General features: G+C 37.7%; 11 protein-coding genes. 8 read left to right on the top strand and 3 right to left on the bottom strand.

Annotation, left to right across the window (positions count from 1 at the left end; all coding sequences use genetic code 11):
- Window positions 1–69: 69 nt before the first annotated feature.
- On the top strand, window positions 70–1,620 hold the full coding sequence (locus tag ABJH98_RS18935) for an Rne/Rng family ribonuclease (protein ID WP_348309349.1): 1,551 nt from the start codon (window positions 70–72) through the stop codon (window positions 1,618–1,620).
- A gap of 18 nt (window positions 1,621–1,638) precedes the next feature.
- On the opposite strand, the gene ABJH98_RS18940 is transcribed toward ABJH98_RS18935, so the two are convergent.
- Window positions 1,639–2,271 (bottom strand): porin family protein, encoded by a 633-nt coding sequence (locus ABJH98_RS18940; RefSeq protein WP_348309350.1) that lies wholly within the window; start codon window positions 2,269–2,271, stop codon window positions 1,639–1,641.
- Window positions 2,272–2,363: 92 nt separating this feature from the next.
- On the opposite strand from ABJH98_RS18940, the gene ABJH98_RS18945 reads away from it, so the two are divergent.
- A complete protein-coding gene (locus tag ABJH98_RS18945) occupies window positions 2,364–3,389 on the top strand; it encodes a gliding motility lipoprotein GldB (protein ID WP_348309351.1) in 1,026 nt (341 codons plus the stop codon).
- Here ABJH98_RS18945 and ABJH98_RS18950 read toward each other — a convergent pair.
- Window positions 3,382–4,554, bottom strand: coding sequence for a glycosyltransferase family 4 protein (locus ABJH98_RS18950; RefSeq protein ID WP_348309352.1), 1,173 nt, complete (start codon window positions 4,552–4,554; stop codon window positions 3,382–3,384). The genes ABJH98_RS18945 and ABJH98_RS18950 overlap by 8 nt on opposite strands.
- An 80-nt stretch (window positions 4,555–4,634) precedes the next feature.
- Between ABJH98_RS18950 and ABJH98_RS18955 the strand changes: the two genes are divergently transcribed.
- The 4 genes from ABJH98_RS18955 (at window position 4,635) to ABJH98_RS18970 (ending at window position 13,393) form a co-directional block, all read left to right on the top strand.
- Window positions 4,635–4,991 carry a hypothetical protein gene (locus tag ABJH98_RS18955; RefSeq protein WP_348309353.1) on the top strand — a complete coding sequence of 119 codons (357 nt, stop codon included), beginning with the start codon at window positions 4,635–4,637 and terminating at the stop codon, window positions 4,989–4,991.
- Between the two features lie 104 nt (window positions 4,992–5,095).
- The gene (locus tag ABJH98_RS18960) at window positions 5,096–9,049 is read left to right on the top strand and encodes a tetratricopeptide repeat protein (RefSeq protein WP_348309354.1); all 3,954 of its coding nucleotides are present in this window, start codon (window positions 5,096–5,098) and stop codon (window positions 9,047–9,049) included.
- Window positions 9,050–9,099: 50 nt separating this feature from the next.
- A complete protein-coding gene (locus tag ABJH98_RS18965; protein WP_348309355.1) occupies window positions 9,100–11,154 on the top strand; it encodes an OmpA family protein in 2,055 nt (684 codons plus the stop codon).
- A gap of 7 nt (window positions 11,155–11,161) precedes the next feature.
- Window positions 11,162–13,393 (top strand): hypothetical protein, encoded by a 2,232-nt coding sequence (locus ABJH98_RS18970; RefSeq protein ID WP_348309356.1) that lies wholly within the window; start codon window positions 11,162–11,164, stop codon window positions 13,391–13,393.
- Between the two features lie 3 nt (window positions 13,394–13,396).
- Here the strand turns inward: ABJH98_RS18970 and ABJH98_RS18975 are convergent, their stop codons facing one another.
- The gene (locus ABJH98_RS18975) at window positions 13,397–13,804 is read right to left on the bottom strand and encodes an OsmC family protein (RefSeq protein ID WP_348309357.1); all 408 of its coding nucleotides are present in this window, start codon (window positions 13,802–13,804) and stop codon (window positions 13,397–13,399) included.
- 271 nt (window positions 13,805–14,075) lie between these two features.
- On the opposite strand from ABJH98_RS18975, the gene ABJH98_RS18980 reads away from it, so the two are divergent.
- Together ABJH98_RS18980 and ABJH98_RS18985 are read left to right on the top strand one after the other, a co-directional pair.
- A complete protein-coding gene (locus ABJH98_RS18980) occupies window positions 14,076–14,468 on the top strand; it encodes a hypothetical protein (protein ID WP_348309358.1) in 393 nt (130 codons plus the stop codon).
- On the top strand, window positions 14,465–18,586 hold the full coding sequence (locus ABJH98_RS18985; RefSeq protein WP_348309359.1) for a T9SS type A sorting domain-containing protein: 4,122 nt from the start codon (window positions 14,465–14,467) through the stop codon (window positions 18,584–18,586). Before ABJH98_RS18980 ends, ABJH98_RS18985 begins: the two co-directional genes overlap by 4 nt.
- Window positions 18,587–18,641: the final 55 nt, after the last annotated feature.

Consider the following 18,641-nt stretch of genomic DNA (forward strand, 5'->3'; position numbering starts at 1 on the left):
ACAAGAAAAAATAATTGTGCTTTCTTGGGTTGTTTGAATTAATATTTGAACCTATAAAACATATCAATTTTGAGTAACGATTTAATAATCAATTCAACTCAGAATGGATGTCGAATAGCCCTATTAAAAGATAAAAAATTAGCCGAGTTCCATCAAGACGATAATGGACATCAATTCAATGTAGGCGACATATACCTAGGATCTGTAAAGAAAGTAGTTCCTGGGTTAAATGCCGCATTTGTAGACATTGGATACGAAAAAGATGCCTTTCTGCATTATCTAGATCTCGGCCCCCAATTGCAATCCTTAATGAAATGCACCAAACAGGTGCTTTCCGGTAAAATCACTGGGAAGAATCTGAATGGATTCAAAAGATTGCCCGATATTAATAAGTTGGGGAAAATGAATCAGGTTTTAACGAAAAACCAACGAGTTCTCGTACAGGTTGTTAAAGAACCTATATCAACAAAAGGGCCCAGACTATCCAGTGAGTTGTCGATAGCCGGAAGATATTTGGTACTAGTACCATTTTCCGATGCTGTCAGTGTTTCCAAAAAAATTGGAGACAGTAATGAAAGGAAGCGTTTGCTTCGACTAATCACCTCTATTAAGCCAGAGAATTTCGGAGTCATTATTCGAACCGTTGCATCTGGAAAAGACGTAGCTGAATTAGACAGAGATCTAAGCGGATTGGTGGAAAAATGGTCTTCAGGAATGCAAAAACTGAAGAAAGTAAAACCAAACGAAAAAGTCATTGGCGAGATGAATCGCGCCAACTCTATTCTAAGGGATGTATTGAATGAATCGTTCGACAGCATAGTTGTAGACGACAAGGAGCTTTACAAAGATGTAAAAAGCTTTATTCATGACATTGCTCCTGAGAAAGAGAAAATCGTAAAGTTGTATACTGGAAGAGTCAAAATGTTTGAGTCTTACGGTATTGAAAAACAACTGAAAGGACTGTTTGGACAGTCTGTAAGCATAGATGGTGGTGGCTATCTGATCATTGAGCATACTGAAGCGTTGCACGTGGTGGACGTAAACAGTGGCAACAAATCTAATGCTGAAGACAATCAAGAAAATACCGCTCTAAAGGTAAATCTGGATGCAGCAAAAGAGATTGCTCGTCAGTTGCGCTTGAGAGACATGGGTGGTATCATCGTAGTCGACTTCATTGATATGAGAAAAGCAGAAAACAAAAAACTGCTCTTCCAGAAAATGAAGGAGGAAATGAAAACGGATCGTTCAAAGTTTACCGTTCTTCCATTATCTAAGTTCGGCTTGATGCAAATTACTCGACAGCGAGTAAGACCAGAGGTTGATATCAAAACCAGAGAAGTTTGCCCTACCTGTAATGGCACAGGCAAAATCACTGCTTCGATATTAGTAACTGATCAGGTAGAAAAAGACTTGGAACACTTGCTCGTGAAGCAAAACGAAAAGAAACTGGCTATTTCATTGCATCCATATTTGTACGCCTTTTTTACAAAAGGCCTCATATCAAGGCAATGGAAATGGTACTTCAAATATAGAAGATGGATTAATCTGGTAGAAGATTCCTCTGTCCCGATTACACAATATAATTTCCTTAATGGATTAGGAGAAGAGATCGAACTTTAAGTTCGATCTTTTTTTTGCTTAAAATTTCAGGCCCAATTTCAAGTCCAACGTGTGCATTTTAGACGTCAGTTCATTTTCGGCATTTGATGACTTAATGATATTGACTAAACCTCTGTCGTAAAAGATCCCGCCGTATAGTATAGTATTGACCCCAGCACCATATTCCACACCTACACCTCCTGTAAACGAACAATCAAAAAGATGAAACTCTTCAATTAGCTCATAATCTTCTTTGAAAGGTTCATCAAACAGCTTAATCTCTCCTTTGAAACCTAATTGGAAAAACAGCTTGAGGTCTGGCTGAATTTCGCTAGTGAATAATTTTAATGTGGCTGGTAATTGCAAATAATGAACTTTATAGTCTTCAGTACTTGGTGCTGATCCGTCTAAAGGACTGATTGAAAACCCAGCTCGCTTAGGGGCAAAAATTAATCCCGTGCTAAAAGCATACGTCTCTGACAGCATAAAATCTGCTTCCAATCCAAATCTAAATTTGAAAGCTGCGCCATCATTCTTATAATCAAAATTGTTGTCATCTATATAAGTCACTCGATTCATTGAAATGCTCGGCCCAACAACTAAGCCCAACTTTGGCTGTGCATAACCTAAAAATGTAATCGACATCAGGAATACAGGTATAACTTTCTTCATGAGAAATTAAAATAAATAAATAGTTTTGCCATTCTTTATAGGACACCTCATTAAGGGGTGGATCCAATACAAATCTAAAGTCCAAAGACTTGATGCAGCGAACAATTTATCAATTTATTCTATTAATATCTGTCTGTGCCATCGGAATCACAACGCTAAACTCTTGTGAAAGCGATGAATGTGATCAATCAGACCAATTCACACAAATAACAGTCAATATCGAGGTAGAAAGGCTTGAGGATGAGTTTAAAAAATTGAAGAGCGTAGATCAGACGTTAGCTTTTTTTCAGGAATATAGAACAATGACGGATTTCTTTTTGGATGCAAACCAATATCCCAATGATACTATTTTGGCCAAAAGGTTATTCAAATTACTCCAACAGCCTTCGATAGACACTTTGATAAGTGATTCAAAATCCTATTTTTCGAATTTCAACCATAACATTTCAGAGTTAACGTCAGCCTATCAGTTCATCAAATACCATTATCCAGAGACTCAAATCCCCAAAATTCAAACCATCATCACCGGTTTTTATAACGATATGTACATCTCAGACTCATTGATCGTTTTGGGATTAGATTATTTTGCTGGAGAGAATGGGAGATATTTTCCCAATGACATTCCAAGGTATATTGTGAAACGATACATGAAGGAAAGCCTATCACCCATTCTGTTGAGCTTTGTTTCAAATGAATTTAATCTAGCCGATCAGTCACATGGCACTTTGTTGGCCGATATGGTCAACTTAGGAAAATCGTATTATTTCGTTGAGCAAGCACTGCCTTGCAAAGCAGACTCACTTATTATTGGGTACAGTACGGATGAACTTCGTGCTGTAGAAACCAATCAAGAGATCATTTGGGCCAATATAATTGAAAACGAAATGCTCTATGAAACCAGCCACTTTCTAAAAAACAAGTTTATTGGTGAACGCCCTAATATTGCTGAAATAAGTGAAGACTGCCCAGGTCGAGTAGGTGCATGGCTGGGATGGCAAATTGTAAGAAAGTATATGGATGAAAATCCGGAGGTTTCTTTCACAGATCTAATGGCCGAAAAGGATGCACATAAGGTTTTTCAGTTATCCAACTATAAACCGAGAAATCAATCTAATTAAATAGTTGAGCTATAAAGTCTTGCTGTATTTTGGATTGAATCTTTAGCTCAAATTTATGCTCGGCTAATTTTCGTGCATTGACCTGAAAAGTTGTCAATTTTTTATCGTCGTCAATGAAGGTTTTTATTTTCTGTTTATACTCTTCAGGAGACTGAGCCACAATTCCACAATTTTCACTTTCAATCAAATCACCTAACCATCCGCGGAAATTAGCCACCACTAGCTTGCCAGCAGCCAGTGCATCAAAAAATTTATTCGGACTTCCGGTATGCAGTGAATCATAGGCTGCAAACGAAACCATCATAGCATCTGAAACATTGATCACTTCCAGCAATTGAGTCTTATCCATTGCATCAAATATTTGAACATCTTGAAGACCAATCTCATCAACCTTCTTTCTGATTTTTTCTTTTTCAGCACCGTTACCAACCATCATAAATTTTATTGGCAGACCTTCTACTTCCTTAGCAAAATCAACCAACTGAATCAAATCATTAGCTAATCCGAATGTCCCTGTATAGCTCACTACAAACTGATTTTGAACTTGATATTTTTCAATCCAGACCTGCTTCTTGTCAGATGGAACAAATCCTCCACAATCCGAAATATTGAATACAGTTTGAAAAGGAATTCTAGGAGCAATTGAATGCAAATGATTAGAAATGGGTTCGGACAACCCAACTAGACCTTTGGCATTTCGATAAAATCGGTTTTCAAACCAGGCCAACAACTTCTGCTTCCATTTAGCCTTTATCAAACCCATTTCTATGGGCACTTTCGGCCATAAGTCACCCACCTCAAAAATATAAGGGCGTCTTAAAATTATCTTGTTGAATAAGGCAATTGCACCAGTAGACAACGGAGTTGTCATAACATAGCAGAAATCTATTTGACGATGACGAGTAGATTCCAAAATAGCCAATAACATAAATCTAATGAACGCCCTACTACGCTTACCAAAATTCATCTCATTACCATATTTTACTGGCAAATAGATCACATCAATACCGGCTACTATCTTTCGTCTTCTGGATGAATGATTGTGTGCGGTTATCATGGTAACATCTACTCCACTTTTGACCAATTCCCTCGCCAAATGGTATGATCTCAAGCTCCCACCATCTTCCGGTCTCTTAAAATATTGATGAATGTATAATACTTTCAATGAATGGCAATTTCCTCTCAGAATTTATTAAATTAGTCCCAACTGCTTGAATTTCTTTTACTAACTAAATTACTTCGTGTATGAGCGAAAAGCTAACCATTAGACTAAAAACGCTGCATTGTTTTCAAAACGATGAAGAAAAGTTTGATGATATATTTCTGAAGTTTAGAGGAAAGAAAGTTTGGCCAATAGACAAAAAGCACGAAGACGTTCGAATTAACACCAAGCATGCATTGGAGGTTGAACTAACAGGTCTAATTCCCAACGAGGAAGCAGCCATAGAAGTATGGGATCATGATGTAATCTCACCCAACGACCTTTTAGGAACCGCCTACATAGTACCCGACAAACCGGGAGGCCCATATACAGTAGACATGCGACCCATAAATGATAAAGAAATAGCACGATATAGTATAGATTGGGAGATTCTTCATTAGAGAAAAGAAGCATTACTTACAATTTGGATTTTAACATTTTAAAGAAGAGCGCTTTGAAATTTTTTTGCTTCTTAATAGTTTTTTGTGGTACAATGACTGTGTCCATGGCACAGCAAGATTGGCACAGTCTATACAATCAGAGTATAGAAGATTACAATAATTACAACCTCGCAGCTGCTAAAGAAAAATGCCTTCAATCCTTGGATCTTTTGACTCAGGCAGAGTCTGCCGAACACCCAAACATTGCATCTATTCTCCGTCAACTTGCCTTGATTTGTTATGATGAGGGGACTTTTGAAGAAGGTCTCGAATATGCAATCAAGGAAAAAGAGCTACTCATCAAATTACAAAAAAATGGCGACGAGAACTTTGCCATCACTTTGTATAATATTGGATTACTCTATTCGGCTAACGGCGATTTTGAGCTTGCACAAAATGCGTTGAAAGAATCAAAAAATTTAATGCTTCAGTATCACGCCGATAATGATCTGGAAATTGCTGAAATAGAAGGCAATCTGGCGATTACGTATTACTACCTTTTGGATTGGGAGGCATGTGATCCACTTTTTAAGTCTGCTCTTGCCATCATGGACCGTTCAGAAGAACAATCACCAGAATACGCCAACATTCTATACACCTACGGAGATTATTGCCTAGTTAGCGGTCAGCCGAAAGAAGCCATTGAAGCTTTACTTCCGCTCGACGAAGCTTACAAAGATCAAGGGTCATCAGAGCAACTCGCCAGCATAGAAGTCAAAATAGCATCTGCCTACGAAGAAAATGGGGAAATGATTAATGCCGTTAATTATTATGAAGCCGCCATTGGTATTTTTGAAAATTTGAGCGCTACAGATCATGAAGATTACCTCATTGCGCTCAATAATTTGTCATTGCTGTATCAAAGGACAGGACAACTGCAACAAGCCGAAAACCTGATGTCTGAAGTGGTAGCCAAAAACACAAACCCAAATGACCCAGCTTATCTTATCGCAATGGCCAATCTTGGCAATATTTATTATATGAATGAAAACTTCGAATTGGCCCAAACCACTTTTGATAAGACGATAGACCAAGCGAATCTGTCTTCTCCGGCTGCTTTGAAACCCTATTTATTGGCAATGAACGGAGCCACGCTTCTTTTGATTGATAAAGGCATGTCGAAGGAGGCATTGGATAAAAGTGAGCAAGCTATTGAACAAGCAGGTTCTAATACTTCACAACTAATACCTCTATTAAAATCCAAGGCAACGGCTCAAATTGCATTAGGCCAATATGCTGATGCCGAAAGCACCTTGAAGCAAATTCTACCATTGACCAATAATCATCAAAGCGAAACGAATGATGTAAAGGCTCGATTGGCTTCTCTGTATACAAGTATGAATCAATTGTCACAAGCAGAAGCCTTGTATGCAGAAATAAGACCCTTTTATGAATCCCAAGCTGATATAGCCCAATTGCAATACGTCAATTTTCTTGGAAATTATGCGGCATTTCTACAGGCTAATAATGAGTTTGTACTTGCCGAAGAAAAGTTAATTCAAGCGTTAGAAACTAAGAAAAAACTTTTTGGAGTTGAAAATCCTTCCTACATCTCATCTTACGAAAACATTGGCGTTCTCTATCTCACGCTCGGGAAGTATTCAAATTCCAAGGAAATTTTAGAATCAGTCTATCAAACAAAAATCAAATCGAGTGCTTTTGATGATGTGTCAAAAGGTTACACGCTAAGCAATCTTGGTGTCATCAATAGAGCAATGGGAAATTTCGGAGAAGCTGAAGAGTACCTTATAAAATCTCTTGATTTTTATGAAAAAAGTCTTGGTAAAGAACATATCTATTATGCCAACACCAGCAACGAACTTGGGCTGCTCTACATGAAAATGGGCAATACCAAAGCGGCAAGAATAAAGCTGGAAAGTGCAATGACCATATTTGAATCCACTTTTGGGAAATACCACATAGACTATGTTTCTGCATTAGAAAACCTAGCCTCATTGAATTATATGGAAGGTGAAGTTGAGGTGAGTAAAACTCAACTCGAAGAAGCGCTCGAAATTGACAAAATCATATTGGGAATTGAGCACCCCCTTTACTCCAAAACGCTGCACAACTTAGCTTCTATTCTGGAAGAGCTCGGTGCATACGATGAAGCGTCCAGATTATATGCCCAGTCATTAGAAATTGCAGAAAAGAATTTTGGTAAAGAGCACCCCTCTTATGCTAGTACATTGTATAATCTAGCGGTACTAAAACAAGAACAAGAGCAATTTGAAGAAGCAGAAAGTCTATTCAAAGAAGTCGTAGCATTGCGCTCCAAATTACTCAACGCCAATCACCCTGATCTCGCCTATTCCTATTATGGTTTAGCATCTGTAAAACAAAAGACAGGAGATTTTAATGGGGCCCAAAATAATTATCGTACAGCCATTCAGTCCTATCTGGAAAGTATTAACAGTTATTTCCCTTCGCTTAGTGAAGAAGAAAAAAGTGCCTTTTATGCCAAAATAAAACCCGTTTTTGAAGCCTACCAGGACTTTGCTGTAGAATTCGTTTTTCACAAGCGTGGAGATCAATTGGTGATGAATCAGATGCTGGCAGACTTATACGATTTACAACTTCAGACCAAAGCCTTATTGCTTAATGCTAGTAACAAAATTAGAAATGCAATAATGAATAGTGGTGATGCCGCACTTATTGCAAAATTTAATGAATGGCAAGCGGCAAAGGAAGAGCTCGTTAAAAGCTTGAATCTCTCCAATGACGAACTAAAAAGGAATAATATCAGCATTGCCACTATGCAAGCGAATACCAATTCTTTGGAAAAAGAGATTTCAAAAATGTCAACGGCATTTGCAGGAGAATATGATCAACAAACGATCAGTTGGGTTGATGTGCAATCAAAAATTAGCGAAAAAGAAAAAGCTATTGAAATTCTAAGAATAAAAAAGAATACCAAAAATGATTCGATTTACTACGCAGCTCTGGTTCTTTCAGGAACACCAGGAACATTTCCAGAACTTGTGGTAATTGAGGATGGGGTAAATATGGAGCTGAAGTATTTTAAGCAATACAAAAATATGATCGTCTATAAGATAGAAAACCCAAGGTCTTATGGTCAATTCTGGAAACCCATCGACGAACTTTTAAAAGACACCAAAAGAATCTATTTGTCATCAGACGGAGTTTACAACAAAATCAACATCAACACACTTTATGATCCAGACAAAAAAGAATATGTGTTTGATAAATATGCTATCGATCTATTGAGTAATACCAAAGAACTGACAGAAAATGAAACTTCCAGCCAAACACCTCAGTCCAGTCGAGCTTCCATTTTCGGCTTTCCGGACTATGAACTTGGCAGTGGAGAAGCTGTAGCAAGTACAGCCTCTACTGAGCGTGGCTTTGAGTCTGGCATCTCTTCTCTACCAGGTACATTAATAGAAATAAATAATATTGCTGAGACATTAGATCAGAATTTTTGGAAGTATGAAAAATATGAAGCTGCAGAAGCCAATGAAGTGAATGTTAAAAAGGTGAACAACCCAAAATTGCTTCATATAGCCACTCACGGATTTTTTATGTCTGACATGACCATCAAAGCAGATGCAAACGAAGGTATTCAAACGCAAGAAGCCAGATTCAATCCTTTACTTCGTTCAGGATTACTACTTGCTGGTGCCTCAAAAACATTGCAAGGTGAATCCCTTCCATATGATGAAGATGGAATTCTGACTGCTTATGAGGCCATGAACTTGAGCCTCGACGAAACTGAATTGGTTGTGATGTCTGCTTGTGAGACAGGACTTGGGGAAGTAAAAAACGGAGAAGGTGTATATGGCCTACAAAGAGCCTTTATAGTTGCTGGAGCTGATAATTTGATCATGAGCCTCTGGAAAGTGAATGACGAAACAACCCAAAAATTAATGTCACGGTTTTATAGCAATTGGATAAATGGAGAAACGAAAAAAGATGCCTTTCGCCAAGCTATCAAATCATTGAAAAAAGAATATAAACAGCCCTACTATTGGGGCGCTTTTGTGATACTAGGGAATTAAATGCTATGAGAATTATGCAACCCCTACTGTGGTTTACATGGTCGTTTCTAATGATGATTCATATAGCTCATGGTCAGGAAGTGGATTCAACACCCATGTTTGACTCGCTCGAATATTATAAAAACACGAGCAAAAGAGTTGATAATATTAATACCGAATCTATCGAGTATGCCCCATCTATATCGGCAGATGGCAAGGTTATGATATTTGAATCTAACCAAACTGGCTCTTATAAGCTTTATGAAGCACTTTTAGATCAAGATAGACATTGGGGGAGTCCAATTCCTGTCGATAGCATCAATAATTACGGGAGTGACAATGATCTTATAGGAGGACCAAATATTAGTTTTGATGGGAATACGATGTATTTTTTCAGCTCATTTTCAGGAGGTATAGGAGCTGACGATATATATTATGCTACAAGAGAGGAATTTGGCTGGTCAAGCCCAATTAATATTGGAGAACCTATTAATACACCTGGGTTTGATGGATTCCCATCCATTTCATCAAACGGAAAAACCCTCTATTTCGTACGAGTCAATGATGAAGGGCCAGAAGATGAAGAACTTAGAGATCTGACTGAGGGTCAAACTTGTTATGCTATTTACAAATCTGAAATTAATAAGGATGGCAAATGGTCTAACCCTACAAAGCTCCCCTATCCCATCAACAAAGATTGTGAAAAAGCCCCTAGAATAATGGCTGATAACAGGACACTTATCTTTTCATCAAACAGACTGGGAGGATTGGGTAAATATGACCTTTACCAATCGTTCTTAGATGATGCTGGAGATTGGACCACACCTGTTCCACTAACCTATGTAAACACGTCGGAAAATGATCAGTTTCCATGCATTGCAGCACAAGGAGACAAAATGTACTACATCCATACCAATGACATTTATGAAGTTGATATTCCTCCTAGTTTTCAGCAATTCAGAAACAATGTAATCCAAGGCATTGTAAAAAGTGGAAAGACTAATGAAGGTCTGGCGACTGAAATTATCGTGAGAGATGCATTTACATCAGAGGAGCTGATGCTATTAAATAGCAATCCAAAAGATGGGAAATTCAGTTTGGTTTTAGCCGTGGGAGGCAGCTACAATGTAGAATTTCGAAAAGAAGGTTATACTACGTACGCCACGCAATACGATCTAACGAACATTGATGAATATCGAGAAATTGAATACGATGTGGTGCTGTACGAAAGTGCCAAACTCCAGCTTAATATTTATGATGTAGAAATTTTTGAGCCTATTTCAGCTTTGGTAAAAGTAAAAGTGGAAGGCGAAAGAAGCGTACTAATGGATTTAGAAAGTGATCCGGCTACTGGGCAGCTCGAATTAGACTTGCCCCTTGGAGCCGCTTATGAAGTGTTCATTGATAAGGAAAACTTCGAGAGTGAATATTTTGTTTTTGACGCCTCTGGCTTAATGATGTACCCTTCTTTTGAAAAGGATATTGAACTCATCCCCAAAAAGAAGGAAATCACCATCAATGTAGCTGATTTAACAAACAACTCAAAAGTGAGATCCAGAGTAAGGATTAGGAACAGAAATCGAGATGAAACTATAATCGTAGAAGGCAATGAAGCTGTCGGATTGCGTGTAGGCGATCGCTATGAAATCGAAGCTACTAGCGATCAGGGGTATGCCTACAATACGACTGTTTTGGACGTGACTGAAGATGGTATAGTACATGAAGATGGAAAAGCAGCTGGAGATGCGGTTGTTGATATGAAGCTTCAACCGCTGCTAGTAGGCGCCAACCTCACACTGAAAGACATACTTTTTGAATCTAATTCAGATCAGCTCACAGAAAATTCATATGATGAGTTATTACGAGTAGTAGGTCTGATGTATGCCAACTCTACGATGGTTGTTGAAATTTCAGCTCACACAGATGATGTTGGCTCTGCCCGATACAACAAGCTTCTATCTGACAGACGAGCCATAAGTGTCGTTGAGTTTTTAAGAGAAAATGAAATTGAAGGAGAGCGTTTCACTCCAGTGGGTTATGGAGAGTCGCAGCCACTCGTGAGCAACGACACAGACGAAGGTCGAGCCCAAAATAGAAGAGTAATCCTAAAAATATTGAAAATCTAAATTGACCATGAAAAGGACATTGATCTATTCTCTTTTATTGATTTTTCAGTTGAGCTTCTTGGGTACAATTGTAGCACAAAAAAAAGTGAAGTATGAAGATTTACTACCTGGAATTCTAAATAGCGAGCCAGGAGTGGGTGTAGCAGATTTAGAAAATTTGATAGAGGCCGATCCAGAAAATCCAAGCATGTATCTTCAACTGGGATTAATATATAATAAAAGATTCCAAGAAAGTGATCCCATTACTGCCTATAAAAAGGCTATGGCCAATATCCTTTTGGCTAAAGAAGCCTTCGATAATTGTGAAAAGCTCATCACAGAAAAAGACGTCAAGAAACATAAGGAAGAATACATCAATTTTGCCATCTATGACGAAAAAGGGCGATATAGCGTCTCATTAGATTCAATACAAAAAGCCATTCTAGAGGCTCGACAGGAAATGGATGCCTTTGAAATAAATATGCCAGGCATCTACGACGACTTTACGCGTAGTTATACGCACTACTCAAAAGCCAATCAAACTTTTACCAAAATCATAAGTCAACATGCTTCGATCAAAGATTTGTACTTGTTGTATGGCATTGAAATGGAAAAAGAATTTGATGATATAAAATCCAATTACAACGAAAGTTTAAAATATTTCAAATCTTACAAGCAAAAAACCAATAGGTATGATATAGGCTACAATCAAGAAATTAAAATTGACTCCATTAGCATTTATAAGTTAGATGGACTTGCTGTAGAAATCAATTTTCTAAAGCAAAAAGAAATTCCAATTTGGGATTATGCCAAATGGGTGGATGATACTAAAGCGTATATAGATAAAAATATAGGGGCTCTTAGAGCAATGATGGTTGAAAATGAAAAAATCATATCTGCCAAAATCAACCAAGTAGAGCAAGATGTGTTAAATGGAAAAATAGAGCCTATAGATGTTGATAAAGAATTCCTCTTTACCTTAAGAAAATATGATTTAAAATCTGTGGTCGAGCCTCTGTTTTTATATAATGAGAAAAAACATGAATTGCTTATACAAGAACAATTGAATAAGGTCTCTACAGAAACCATGAAAATATTACCAGAACGGCAAATAAGTCATTATGGCTATTTATTGAATTTAATTACAAAATCTGATACGCTCTTACAACATGTTGAGACAAGAAACACAGGTTATTCTTATCAGAAGTACAAAGGATATATTGACGACTATTATGCTGGTATGTCTGGCTTGAACCAGACGATTACACAAGAAAGATCTACTAATCAGAGTCAATTCGATGCATATTTAGCTGATACAAGGCGTTTACTTCAAGTCAAATACACTTCAGACTCGATTCAAAACACTGTAAAGTACCGTAGAATATCCATACCCAATTTTACCAGCAATCCTAACCTAGATTCCCTTCAACCAGCCCAAAGAGTGACCTTACATAAATCAACCAACCTAGATGGGTCAGCGTATTTAGGCGGTATCTATTTAGATAATAAATCCAATCTGGTTACTTCCTATGTGTGTCGAGTAGAGTCAAATCAAACGGTAAGTTGGTATAAAGATTTTTCTTTACAAATGGATAGTGTGAAGGCGGATTCACATACCGTTCTGAGTGCTATGGTAGGAGGACAAGCTGGATGTACGTTTGTACTCAATGGCACTCATATGGAAACAGGTGCAAAACTAAATACACTTTTTACTTATAGTGAAGAGGGAAAACAACTAATGGTTCGGAATCTGGGAATTGATGATTTTCCAAGAATTATTGAATTTGAAGAACAAACCAACACATTTTTAATTGGTTTTAATGGTCGTGAATTGACGAAAGACATGAATAAATCTGCTCAGGTTATAGTTGCTAATTATAACGTAATTGGCGATCTACTTTGGAAGTACACCAAGGAAGTAGTCGGGGATCTGGTAGGTGTAGTGGCTTTGGATGACGGATATCTGATCACAGGCAATTATTCCAAAATTCAGGACAACGCTGGTAAGTATTCTAATGTTAACGGAGGATTTGCATCGTACGTAATAAAGATAAATAATTCAGGAAAATGGTCGGATGAAAAATTCCTAAGAGCTTCTACTCCATACCGAACTACACATTTTCTGAAATCAGGAGAACACGCCATTCATATCATTGGCAGTTCAGACCTCGCTCAGCCATACTTTGAAACCGTTCCAGAGCGGCTCGTTCATTTTATTATTAACAAAGATTTGGATATCGTTAGTAGCCCTTTGAAATAGAAATTATCTGACAAGTTCAAAACTATGTGTCAGATCTATAGATGGATCCAAAGATGATGCCACACTACAATAATTGTTCACAGCTAGGTCGATCACTTTTTCAGCTTCCTTTTCTGTAAGATCAGGCGAAGTAATAATATATTTAATATGAATTTTTGTGAATTTCTTTGGGTGATTTTCTGCCCTTTTGCCAGTTGTTTCTGCTTTCAGATCTACAAAAGTTCTGCGCTTCTTTTTAATCATAGATACAATGTCGACTGCAGCGCATCCAGCTATTGCTGAAAGCATCAAATCCATCGGTGATTGATCCTTCTTTTCGCTTTGTGGATACATATCCATAGCCACTGTATTTCCTGCCTGATTTGTTGCTTCAAATTCGTTGTCTGCTTTATATCTAAGTGTAGAATTCATATCTCTCTAATTTTCAACAAATGTACCTAGAAAGGAAAAAGCCATCCTTTGGAATATGTAAAATTTTAAGCTTCATAAGAAAAATAAGAAATAGTGAAACTATTGAAACTTAATTTCCTTACTCATATATCCTCGCAAAACCCAAATTAATTTATTGATTTAGAATATTTTTCCAGTCATTTTCAATATTATTGAGGTTGGTTTCAAGATAAAAGCAAATGATCTTCTTATTTTTGATACCTACTTTGTTAGCAAAAAAACCAAACCCAAGATGAAAATACCATTTTCACTGTTGCTGTTGTCATGCATTATTCTTTCTTGCTTGACCTCAAATCCAAAAAAAATCGCTTCCAATCAAGTTGATAATTTAAGTACCAAACTAATTGAGATCGTCGGTGAAGACTTTCAAACTTCAGAAAATGAGGAAGGTTCATATGTTCTGGCTTGGAAAGAAACAGGTGAAAAAAATGCTAAGACAATCAAGTTTGCAGTATATAAATTGGACAATAAAGAAATTGTATACCAAGGATCAGCTTTGAATGGATATGTCAAGTGGATAGATAATTCGACGATTGAAAAGAGAAGCATGCCAGGTATTGTTAATTCTGAAAACCAATCCAATACAGTACAAATCGACATTAATAAAAAAACCAAAAAACCATGAAGTTACGAAAAATGAGAAAATTACTACTACTGCTTTCAGTCGTTGCATCGGGCGTACTGATTTGGAACAAATCGATTATTCAAAATTCTGATTTCATTACAAATGAATCAGACCAAGAAGTTTTTTTTAAAACTGGTCAAGAAAAGCTAGATGCAGAATATGAATTGAAAAAGAAAAAACACAGCACGCCTGGATACCAAAAATCCGATATGCCAAGTATGTATGCCAACATGCTCAATGAGCTTAAAACTCGAGATGGAGAAGGCAAGCCTGCATACGGCTCAAATTATAGAATGAATGAACTTAACAAGGCTCGAATACTTGAAAGCAAAGTAAATCCTTTAGCGAAATTCGCTTCACGCCCTACATTGACTTTTGATGAAAGAGGACCTGGCAATGTACCTGGCCGAACTCGTGCAGTGGTAATTGATCCGGACGATGCTGATACATGGGTCGCTGGTGCAGCAGGTGGTGGAATATGGAAAACCACAGATGGCGGAAGCTCATGGACTAACAAATCAACAGACATGCCCAATCTTGCTATTTCACAAATAGTAATGGCAGGTTCGGATAAAAATATTTTATATGCAGGCACAGGTGAAGGCTGGGGTGCAAGTGCTGGATTTGTAAAAGGAAACGGTATTTTTAAATCAACTGACCTTGGCGAAACTTGGGTACAACTGGACGCTACTGCAGACAATGATGACTTCCAAGTTGTCAACCGTATGATAGTAGACCCTAGCGATGCGGATATACTTTTATCTGTCAACAACAATGATCAATTATTTGCTTCTTTTACTTCTGGTATTTTTAAATCCGAAGATGGAGGGACTAGTTGGACGGAAGTTTATAGCTCAACTTCAGGAAGAGTACAGCAAATAGTAGCCGACCCTGATGATTTCAATATACAGTATGTAACAATAAATTCTACTGGAGTCATGAAATCGACAGATGCTGGGGATACTTGGACAGATATGAGTGAAGGATTGTTTCCAAGTGGCAGAATGGAGCTAGCTATATCACCAGTCAATACTGACAGACTATATCTTTCAAATGAAGGGCCAAGAGACCCAGAAGATGCAAGCTCATATATTCCTGAGCTATATGTTTCCTCAGATGCTGGTGCAAATTGGAATCAACTGACTGATACGAATGGCGTTCCAAATTTTCTTGGAGATCAAGGGTGGTATGATCATACAATACTTGCCCATCCATTCGATGAGGATGTAGTGTATGTCGCAGGAGTCAATATGTTTAAATTCACAATGGCTGAAGGAGAAGAAACAAGTGATCCACAGGTGACTAATGTAGAAGAAGGAGCTGATTTCATGGATTTAGTGAATTTCAGTGCTGATGCCAATGGTGGGACAATTTCTGTGGGTGAAAGTGCTTCCGCTTCTGTAGAAATTCGATTTGGTTCTGGTATTGGTCAAAAAGCTCACAGATTTACTGTAAACAAACAAGCTGCAGGTGTACCAGATGCCGATTATCAATATGAAGATTATGTTGATGTTCCTTTTGAAGTATGGGATATTGACAATGATGTCCAGCTAATGGCAGCTTTCCGAGATCAGCAGGAGGATGGAGAATTCAATCTAATCGAGGCATTTACTGATGGTGAGGATGGAACTAATCATTCAAGAGAATACTTGTTTATTAGTTCTGAAGAATATGATGACACTACGCCTAATTCTAATATGTCTACAGATGGTGGGCATGTATTTGAAAATATGTTCTTTATTTGGCCAGTACTTGCAGAAGACGAAACATGGGATGCTGAAAACTTACCAACATCAGAATTTGTCATTAACTGGGGCACAATAGTTAGAAAAATGATGACCACAGATAATATCACTGATGCTTACGGTCAGTTCAGTGGAAAAAATTCATTTTCTCAAACTCAAGGAGCCACATCAACTGAAGGCGTACACCCTGACAATCATAACATTGTTTCAATTATAACTGATGAAGAGAACGAAGAGTTTCAATTGATATTGACTAATGATGGAGGGTTATATAAATCAAATTCTGGGACAGATCCAGGATTCAATGATGGAGATTGGACCTTCTCAGGATCTGGATACAATACAACACAGTTTTACGCAGTGGATAAAATGCCTGGTGCAAACAGGTACATAGGTGGCGCCCAGGACAATGGAACTTGGATGACTCCATCAGGTACAGAAGGATCAGCAACTGCTGATTACGGAAGAGCAAATGGTGGAGATGGTTTTGGTGTGGCATGGCATAGCCAAAACCCTGATATGCTGCTAAGTTGTGTTTATTACAACAGTATAGAGGTCTCTACCGATGGTGGAGCAACATTTACAAATGCAACGAGTGGTTTAACCGGATCAGGTGACGGTGAACAGTCGCCGTTTAATACTAAAATTGAAAATGTAGATTCTGATCCTGATATCGTATTTGCCGTTGGTGCAGGAGGTGTATTCAAATCTACGGATTTTGCTTCTAACTGGGAGTTAATACCTATTTCCGAAAATTGGGCATTAAGATCCTTTCTTGATGTTAAAATTTCTAAGGCTAATAATAATATCGTATGGGCAGGTGGAGCAATGTCTGATAGTGAAAGTTTACAAGTATCAACCGACGGTGGAGCATCGTTTACAGCAACTAGTAATTTTGAAGATGTTACATTAGGACAGATTTCTGGTCTTGCTACTCACCCGACAGAAGAATCAACAGCATATGCACTATTCTCCTTTGCAAAAGGCCCAAAAATATTAAAGACAGAAGACCAGGGAGAAACTTGGGAAGACATTTCTGGCTTCGGAACTGGATCAAGCAGTACCACTGGATTTCCAGATGTTGCTGTTTATGATTTGTGTGTTATGCCACATGAAACTTCTACAATTTGGGTAGGAACTGAAATTGGAATTTTTGAATCAACTGATGATGGTGCTAGTTGGCATATATTGGATGCTGACATGCCTGCAGTGTCGATTTGGGAATTGAAACAAGTAGATGATCAAATAATTGTTGGTACGCATGGACGTGGTATATTTAGTACAACCATTTCTGAATTACCTGAGCAAGGATATAATCCTGAAATTTCACTCGTTAGTAATTCAATAAATGATGATGCTGTAATTACTATATCGCTAATTTCTGAATCAACCGCCTTAGAAATCTATGTCGATGGAGAGATGATTCATTCCGATCAAGAAACCAGAAGTGCTGGAGACTATGAATTTGTTACAAGCACTACGCTAGAAAAAAATTCAGAGATTTATGCCAGATCTTACTTTGATGATCTACCCTACGTCTCAAGAATTTCGACAAGCTCTCCAATTTCATATGAGGATCCCGTGGAGTCTTATGTCAATGATTTTGAATCCACAACTTCTGATTTTTATGGGTATGGATTTGAAATTGGTTCAGGAGCTGGCTTAGGGGGTAACTCTATCAATACCCCAGATAATTATAAAAACGGAGCTAACTATACGTACTTATTGAAGACACCTATTATTGTAAGTTCAGACTCAGAAGCAAACAAAATTGAATTTACGGAAGTTGTAGTAGTTGAACCAGATAACGATTATGTTGTAGTTGAAGGTTCACTTGATGGTGCAACTTGGCTTCCTTTGATTGATTCATATGATGCTAGTGCTGATTCTGATTGGGAAACATTATTTGAAGATAGTGCAAGTCCCGTTTCTGCTAATGCCAAGCAAAGATCAATTACACTGACTGATACTTTTGACCCAGGAGATGAAATCTTGATAAGATTTAGACTAAACAGTGATGAGTCTACAAATGGCTGGGGTTGGTCAATTGATGATCTGGAAATTCAGAATGTAGTATTGTCGGCAAATAAAAAGGTAGAATTAGCCTCGTCTATATATCCAAATCCGGTTGTGAATGGAAACACCATGAGCATCCAATTCGATAATTTGAATGCTGGAAACGTCAGTTTGTCCATGAGAAATATCTCTGGTCAGATTGTTTACAGCGATGCGATTTCACTACTTTCTGGAGAAAATAAAGTTGATTTTCAAATTCCTAGTTATTTAAAATCAGGTGTTTACTTCATGGATGTTAGAAATATGAATTCTAATTCAAGTAAAACACATAAAATACTTATCAACAACAACCACTGATAAACAATTCAGAACTCAATCTAAGGAGATGTTAGCTTGCTAGCATCTCCTTTTT

It is taken from the genome of Reichenbachiella sp. (assembly GCF_039969095.1).
Taxonomy (GTDB): Bacteria; Bacteroidota; Bacteroidia; order Cytophagales; family Cyclobacteriaceae; genus Reichenbachiella.

Excerpts from the sequence above, each read along its gene's own strand:
- ABJH98_RS18940 (WP_348309350.1), bottom strand. The coding sequence starts at position 2,271 with ATGAAGAAAGTTATACCTGTATTCCTGATGTCGATTACATTTTTAGGT.
- ABJH98_RS18945 (WP_348309351.1), top strand. The coding sequence starts at position 2,364 with ATGCAGCGAACAATTTATCAATTTATTCTATTAATATCTGTCTGTGCC.
- ABJH98_RS18955 (WP_348309353.1), top strand. The coding sequence starts at position 4,635 with ATGAGCGAAAAGCTAACCATTAGACTAAAAACGCTGCATTGTTTTCAA.
- ABJH98_RS18960 (WP_348309354.1), top strand. The coding sequence starts at position 5,096 with ATGGCACAGCAAGATTGGCACAGTCTATACAATCAGAGTATAGAAGAT.
- ABJH98_RS18965 (WP_348309355.1), top strand. The coding sequence starts at position 9,100 with ATGATGATTCATATAGCTCATGGTCAGGAAGTGGATTCAACACCCATG.
- ABJH98_RS18970 (WP_348309356.1), top strand. The coding sequence starts at position 11,162 with ATGAAAAGGACATTGATCTATTCTCTTTTATTGATTTTTCAGTTGAGC.
- ABJH98_RS18975 (WP_348309357.1), bottom strand. The coding sequence starts at position 13,804 with ATGAATTCTACACTTAGATATAAAGCAGACAACGAATTTGAAGCAACA.
- ABJH98_RS18980 (WP_348309358.1), top strand. The coding sequence starts at position 14,076 with ATGAAAATACCATTTTCACTGTTGCTGTTGTCATGCATTATTCTTTCT.
- ABJH98_RS18985 (WP_348309359.1), top strand. The coding sequence starts at position 14,465 with ATGAAGTTACGAAAAATGAGAAAATTACTACTACTGCTTTCAGTCGTT.